Annotated in this window: 6 protein-coding genes and 2 tRNA genes; 7 read left to right on the top strand and 1 reads right to left on the bottom strand. The window is 48.7% G+C overall.

Going from position 1 to position 7,052, the window contains the following annotated elements:
* On the top strand, positions 1–1,264 hold a 1,264-nt coding region (locus ACJAYR_RS11795; RefSeq protein ID WP_415236779.1), incomplete at its 5' end, for an aminotransferase.
* A 54-nt stretch (positions 1,265–1,318) separates the two neighbouring features.
* Positions 1,319–1,395 (top strand) — tRNA-His (locus ACJAYR_RS11790).
* 125 nt (positions 1,396–1,520) lie between these two features.
* Here the strand turns inward: ACJAYR_RS11790 and ACJAYR_RS11785 are convergent.
* Positions 1,521–1,682: a hypothetical protein gene (locus ACJAYR_RS11785; RefSeq protein ID WP_415236778.1), complete on the bottom strand. Its 162-nt coding sequence runs from the start codon at positions 1,680–1,682 to the stop codon at positions 1,521–1,523.
* Positions 1,683–1,913: 231 nt separating this feature from the next.
* Here ACJAYR_RS11785 and ACJAYR_RS11780 point away from each other — a divergent pair, with 231 nt between their 5' ends.
* The 5 genes from ACJAYR_RS11780 (at position 1,914) to tig (ending at position 6,998) form a co-directional block, all read left to right on the top strand.
* Entirely contained in the window at positions 1,914–3,329 is a 1,416-nt protein-coding gene (locus ACJAYR_RS11780; RefSeq protein WP_415236777.1) for an amidase, read from the top strand.
* 6 nt (positions 3,330–3,335) lie between these two features.
* Positions 3,336–4,802 (top strand): NAD(P)H-hydrate dehydratase, encoded by a 1,467-nt coding sequence (locus ACJAYR_RS11775; RefSeq protein WP_415236776.1) that lies wholly within the window; start codon positions 3,336–3,338, stop codon positions 4,800–4,802.
* A gap of 116 nt (positions 4,803–4,918) precedes the next feature.
* On the top strand, positions 4,919–5,155 hold the full coding sequence (locus ACJAYR_RS11770) for a hypothetical protein (RefSeq protein ID WP_415236775.1): 237 nt from the start codon (positions 4,919–4,921) through the stop codon (positions 5,153–5,155).
* A 213-nt stretch (positions 5,156–5,368) separates the two neighbouring features.
* Positions 5,369–5,453 (top strand) — tRNA-Leu (locus ACJAYR_RS11765).
* Positions 5,454–5,531: 78 nt separating this feature from the next.
* Positions 5,532–6,998, top strand: coding sequence for a trigger factor (gene tig / locus ACJAYR_RS11760; protein WP_415236774.1), 1,467 nt, complete (start codon positions 5,532–5,534; stop codon positions 6,996–6,998).
* The last annotated feature ends 54 nt before the right edge of the window (positions 6,999–7,052 follow it).

Genomic DNA, 7,052 nt, shown 5'->3' with positions numbered 1-7,052 from the left:
ATGCCCATTCCTGTGTCCTTATTGCTTGCGTCCATTGACAGGGAAAGATATGCCTGTTGAAATCAATGACCGCAAGGGAAGATTGAGAGCAGCAATGGTTAAACAGACAAACAGTGCCTTATCAGGCTTCGGGACAACAATTTTTGAAGTCATGTCCGCGCTCGCAAATGAAAAAGGGGCGATTAATCTGGGGCAAGGATTTCCGGATGAGGATGGACCCGAAGACATTCGTGCCATCGCCGCAAAAGCCTTAATGGAGGGCCCCAATCAGTATCCCCCGATGATGGGTACAATGGAGTTGCGGCAGGCTGTTGCCGATCATAATCACCGTTTTTATGGAATCGCCGTTAATCCTGAAACAGATATTTTGATCACGTCTGGTGCGACTGAGGCATTGAATGACAGTCTGATGGCATTGATCGAGCCGGGCGATGAAGTTGTTTTATTCGAGCCCTTATATGATTGCTATTTACCTCTTGTCCTGCGGGCCGGGGGTATTCCAAAATTTGTCCGTCTGGATCCTCCTCATTGGACCCTGGATGCGGACCGGCTTGCAGAAGCGTTTTCGGAAAAAACCAAACTTGTTCTGTTGAACACCCCCATGAACCCCACTGGGAAAGTGTTTAATCTGGATGAATTGCAGATGATCACTGACCGGGTGCTTGAAAATGATGCCTATGTTGTCTGTGATGAAGTTTATGAACATATCGTCTTTGGATTATCCCGCCATATCCCGATTGCGACCTTTCCGGGGATGGGAGAGCGCACTGTCCGTATTGGTTCGGCTGGGAAGACTTTTTCGTTGACCGGATGGAAGGTGGGATATGTGACCGGCTGCACCGAAATGATTGCGCGGATTGCAAAGGCCCATCAGTTTGTGACCTTTACAACCCCGCCTGCTTTGCAGCACGCGGTTGCCTATGGCCTGAACAAAGATGATGATTATTACGAAACGCTACGAGAAGATATGCAGGCGAAACGGAACTTTATGAAGTTTGGTTTGGAATCTGCGGGTCTTCAAACAGCAGATTGCGACGGAACTTATTTTATCAATGCGGATATCAGGGCGTCAGGTTTCAAGGGAACAGATGCTGAATTCTGTCAGTTGATTATCGAACAGGCCGGTGTCGCAGCCTTGCCTGTGAGTGCTTTTTATACGTCCGATAACGCGGTTGATCATTTTGTCCGCTTTTGTTTCTGTAAGAAAGAGCAAGTCTTGTCAGATGCGGTGTCCCGACTGAATGATTTTTTTTCTAACAATTGAAGAAACCTGCTTGACCGGTAGGGATATGATCGGTAAATAAAGCGCCACCCAATGGCGAGTGTAGCTCAGTTGGTTAGAGCGCCTGACTGTGACTCAGGAGGTCGCCGGTTCAATCCCGGTCACTCGCCCCAAACAACCCCTTGAAAAGCTTCGGTTTTTCGGGGGTTTTTTGCTTCTTGGAAGCGCGGTTTTATACTTTAGGTCCAATTTGCCTTGATTGTCGCGCCCGTTTCAGCACCTCAAGTGTGAATTTGGTTCAGTGAAGTTTCGTTTTATTCTGTTTTCTGCGGCCCCACCAGACCTCTACCCGGCGGCGTAGGCGGCGGGCAAACGGGATATCAACAGACAATACTAGAATAGCAAGCGGTAGCATCCAGAAGCCGGCAATGGGCATAAAGCCAAAAATCCCGCCAAACATAAGAGCCCAGCCCAAGAGGAGCCTGTGAGACTTCTTTTTCGGAATTTTAAATTTTTCTCTGAAATTTTTCATAAGGCCATAATTGGATAAGTCACTAACACCCTGCATATATAACCGTTCGACGTTTTTCCCAAGAATATTCTTTTACCAACGTCTCTTCCATTGCATGTGACCGTGTTGAATTCTATTCTTCTTTGAAAATGACAAATAAAAAACAAATATGGGGGCGTTATGTCGGAAGAATTGGCCTATGCATCGGCGACAGAACTTTTAAAAGGATATGCATCCGGAGATATCTCTCCGGTTGATGCGACACAAGCCGCACTGGATCAAATCAGGCGGTATGATGGTGCGTTAAATGCATTTGTCTTTGTCGATGAAGAAGGGGCGTTGGCCGCCGCGAAACAGTCGGAAGACCGTTGGAAAAACAACGCGCCTCAGGGGATGATTGACGGTATTCCAACGACGATCAAAGATATAATGCTGATGAAGGGCTTTCCTACATTGAAGGGATCCTGCATTGTCGATCCTGCAGGACCTTGGGACGACGATGCGCCAGCGGTTCAAAGGCTGCGCGAGCAAGGCGCTGTCTTATTGGGGAAGACGACAACGCCGGAATTTGGATGGAAGGGCGTCACGGATAGTCCATTAAGCGGCGCGACCAGAAACCCATGGAACCCGGCAATGACGCCGGGTGGGTCCAGTGGCGGTGCGTCTGCGGCCTGTGCCGCGGGTATGGGGGTTCTTCATACGGGAAGCGATGGCGGTGGTTCCATTCGCATTCCAGCCGCATTTACAGGGATATTTGGTCTAAAGCCAAGTTTCGGTCGGGTGCCCGTCTGGCCAGCGTCGGCTTTTGGGACTGTCTCACATGTTGGGCCAATGACCCGCTCCGTTGCTGATGCAGCATTAATGCTGCAAAGTATGATCGGATTTGATTATCGCGACTGGTTTTCCCTTCCTGCCACGGATGTGGATTATCGAACTTCCCTTAAGGATGGATTTAAAGGTCGCAAAGTGGCCTATAGCCGAAATCTTGGCTATGCCGCTGTTAATGATGATGTTGCCAGAGCCGTGGACAAGGCGGTTGATTTAATTCGGGCATCTGGCGTGGATGTTGTGGAAGTCGATCCCGGATTTGAAAATCCGATCGAAATGTTCAAAACACTTTGGTATTCCGGCGCGGCCTACGCCATGAAAGATGTTCCTGAAGATAAACGGGATATGCTGGATCCTGGGCTTAAACAGGTAATTGAGGAAGCGGCAGGGTATGGCATAAATGATGTGATGGATGCTTCTGTCGCCCGCACAGAGCTGGGCATTAAGATGCGTAAATTCCATCAACAATATGACCTGTTGTTAACGCCGTCGCTTTCCGTCACAGCCTTTCCAGTTTCACAGCTTACGCCGGACGATCGTCAGGTTGGGGGGCAATGGGTTGACTGGACGCCGTTCTCTTATCCTTTTAACCTGACACAGCAACCTGCCTGTTCTGTCCCATGTGGGTTCGGAGATGATGGAATGCCGGTCGGATTACAAATCGTGGGACCGATGCACCGTGATGACATGGTGCTGGCCGCTGCTGCGGCCTTTGAAGAAATGTCTCCGGTACGTGGCGCGCGCCCGGATCTTTCCAAACTGGTGTAAGATAAAATGACTCTTGGTCCTGAAATATTAACGGTTGAACAAATGTACCAGTGTGATGACTGGGCGATAAAAAAAGGTGTTCCGGGCCGAGAGTTGATGGAAAATGCAGGGCAGGGGGTTGCGGCTTTCATTGAGGAAGGCTGGGATCTCTGTCCGATCGGAATTTTATGCGGGCCGGGCAATAACGGGGGGGACGGATATGTCGTTGCCCGGGCGCTCTTTGAGGCTGGCTGGCCTGTTCAGGTCTTCGTCTATGGGGATGTTTCCAAGCTTTCCGGTGATGCGTTGGAAATGTACGAAAAATGCCCTGTTTCAACAGCACCCCTCTCTGAGATTGGGCAGTTTGAAGCGGGTATTTTTGTCGACGCTCTTTTCGGGGCAGGGTTTCGAGGAACACTCCCCGCCAAGGTCGTCGAAGCTTTTGAGCATATCCGCCGAGAGAAGGCTGACATTATTGCTGTCGATGTTCCCAGTGGGTTGGATGGTAATACCGGGGCGATCAGTCCGGGTACTCCGGAAGCGGTTTTGACGGTCAGTTTTTTCCGGGCAAAGCGTGGACATTATCTGGATCCTGGCAAAGATCTTATTGGCCTTTTAAAGCTGATTGATATCGGAATTCCAGAGGACGTGCTGGATGAGCTGGACAATTTGTGTTGGTTGAACGAGCCGGGCTTATGGGTTGATGCCATGCCCGTTGCAAAGCGAAGCGGCCATAAATATGACCGAGGACATACTGGAATTTGCGGCGGTGGAATGACCCATACTGGTGCCGCACGATTAACCGCCCGCTGTGCGCTTAGGGCCGGTGCGGGGGCTGTTTCCGTTATATCGCCACCGTCTGGAATAATGACCTATAGCGCGGCATTGGAAGCGGTGATGTTATTAAAACAGGACAATCAACCGCTTGACCAGATTATTGAAGAAAAACGATTGGGGACAATTGTTGTCGGGCCTGCCAACGGGGTAACAGAAAAGACGATGGAAAATGCTTTGGCGGCAGTTTCATCAGATGCAGAGGTCGTCCTTGATGCAGACGCCCTGTCTGTCTTTCAGGAAGATCCTGATCGTCTGTTTGCGGCCATTGGCAAAAAGAAGATCGGTGCCGTTGTGTTGACACCGCATAGCGCGGAGTTTGCCCGTCTGTTCAAACAAGAGACTGATGCAATAGCGTCAGCCCGGGCTGCGGCCCGTCTGTCAGGCGCAATCGTTTTGTTGAAAGGAGCGACAACTGTAATCGCGGATCCAGATGGAACGGTTGCCTTGAATGTCCATGCGCCGCCGTGGATGGCAACAGCAGGTTCTGGGGATGCCCTTGCCGGGATTATCGCAGGCCTTATCTCGGGTGGGATGAAGCCCTTTCTGGCGGCGATGGCAGCAACGTGGGTGCATGGTCAGGCGGGCTATCGGTTTGGGCCCGGACTGATTGCTGAAGACATCGAAAAGGAAATCCCTGCAATCCTCCAGTCTCTGTAATAAAGGGTACTGTATATTGAACCAAAAAACCGGTTTTTACCGTATAAAGGGTTTATTTACGATTTTCCTATATATTACAAAAGAATACTGGATTACATTGATCGTTTGGATTGGCCATGTTGTTTAAGAAGATAGATTTAAGAGAGAAAATCGTTCAAGGCGATATCTATTATAGAGCAATGCAAATTAATGCTCAGGAAGAAGCAAAAGTGCTTTATGTCAGTGATGATGATTTTGGCATTCCTCACGTTCACTTTGAAAGAACGCTTCTTGGAAGTGGGTATAAGGATCCGCAGGGTGTGCGCGTTTTGGCACTGGATACCTTTGCCAAAGACTTCCGGTTAACCAACTGAGACGGTATATTCCTGTTTTCCTATAATTTTTTTCCGATTTTCATATTTTATGAGTTGGCAGAAAACTGCGGTTTTTAATCGGCCGTGGTTGCTTTTTTCAGATTTCTTTTCCAGAAGTCCACAATTCCCCTAGTCAATTGAAGAAATGTTGTGCTATAGACTGCCGCTCCATATGGAAACGGCTGTTTTTCAGTTGGCTGTGTGGACAAAAATGCGGGTATGGCGGAATTGGTAGACGCGCCAGATTTAGGTTCTGGTGCCGAGAGGCGTGGGGGTTCGACTCCCTCTACCCGCACCAAAAATTTTCGCGGCTGACGAATGTGTCGGCCGCCGGTGCCAAAATAGATCTTTTAACAGAATTGACAGGTAATCGTTCATGCAGGTTACACAGACTAGCTCCGAGGGGCTGAAACGGGATTTCACAGTCGTTGTTGCGGCGGCAGAAATTGAAAGCAAAGTGACAGAAAAACTGACCACAGTTGGTCAGCAGGTAAAATTACCTGGTTTCCGTCCAGGTAAAGTTCCCATGAACATTCTGCGTCAGCGTTTTGGCCGTTCAGTCATGGGTGAAATTCTGGAAGAAACGGTTAATGAAACCAGCCAGAAAGCCTTGACAGATAACGAACTTCGTCCTGCGCAGCAGCCGAAAATCGAAATCACCAAATTTGATGAAGGTGAGGATCTCGAATTCACGATCGAAGTCGAAATCATGCCTGAATTCGAACCAATGGACTTTTCCAAGCTGAAGCTTGAAAAGCTTGTCGCAGATGTTGCTGACGAAAAAGTAGCAGAGGCGTTGGAACAGATTGCTGGCCAGCAGAAAAACTTCAAAAAAGTAGCCCGTAACCGTAAAGCCAAAGAAGGCGATGCAGTCCTGATCGATTTTGTCGGTAAAGTGGATGGTGTTGCGTTTGATGGCGGTACAGCAGAAGGTCATCAGCTTGAGCTCGGTTCAGGACAATTTATTCCTGGCTTTGAAGAGCAGCTGATTGGTCAAAAAGGCGGCGACGAAGTTGCTGTTAAAGTGACATTCCCTGAAAATTATGGTTCTGCGGATCTAGCCGGCAAAGACGCTGTGTTTGACGTGACTGTTCACGAAGTACAGGAAGCGGCTCCGGTTGAGATTGATGACGATTTCGCCAAGAAACTTGGCCTTGATGACCTTGCAGCATTGAAAGATGCCGTACGGGGTCGGATGGAAGAAGAATACAGCCAGCTTTCACGTCAGACATTGAAGCGTAACATGCTGGATGCGTTGGCTGACGGCCATTCTTTCGAAGTTCCTCCTGGAATGAAAGAGTCCGAATTCAACAACATTTGGGATCAGTTCAAACAGGAACTGGAGCGGTCTAACCAGAAAATGGAAGATCAGGACCAGTCTGAAGAAGAGCTGAAAGCGGAATACACAGAAATCGCAGAGCGTCGTGTTCGTTTGGGGTTGCTGCTTGCGGAAGTTGGTCGTTTGAACAACATCGATGTAAGTAACGAAGAAGTACAGCAGGCAATGCTCGTACAGGCTCGTAACTTCCCAGGACAGGAACAGCAGATTTTTGAGATGTTCCAGAAAAACCCTGAGATGCAGAATTCACTTCGCGCACCGATCTTTGAAGACAAAGTTGTCGATTTCATCGCTGAGCTTGCAACTGTTTCCGAAAAGAAAGTTTCTGTAGAGGAACTGACAGCGGATCCAGATGAAGCGACGGAAGAAAAGCCAAAGAAAAAAGCTGCGGCTAAAAAAGCACCTGCAAAGAAGGCGCCTGCTAAGAAAAAAGCGGATGGCGATAAGCCAGCTGCTAAAAAAGCGGCCCCTAAAAAAGCAGCAGCTAAAAAATCCGAAAAATAAATTTCGGATTTTGGGTGGTAATTTCTGAAACGATATGCAAATTGAAATAACCAC

The organism is Sneathiella sp., from assembly GCF_047631475.1.
Taxonomy (GTDB): domain Bacteria; phylum Pseudomonadota; class Alphaproteobacteria; order Sneathiellales; family Sneathiellaceae; genus Sneathiella.
This window is presented reverse-complemented; position numbering and strand designations above follow the sequence as displayed.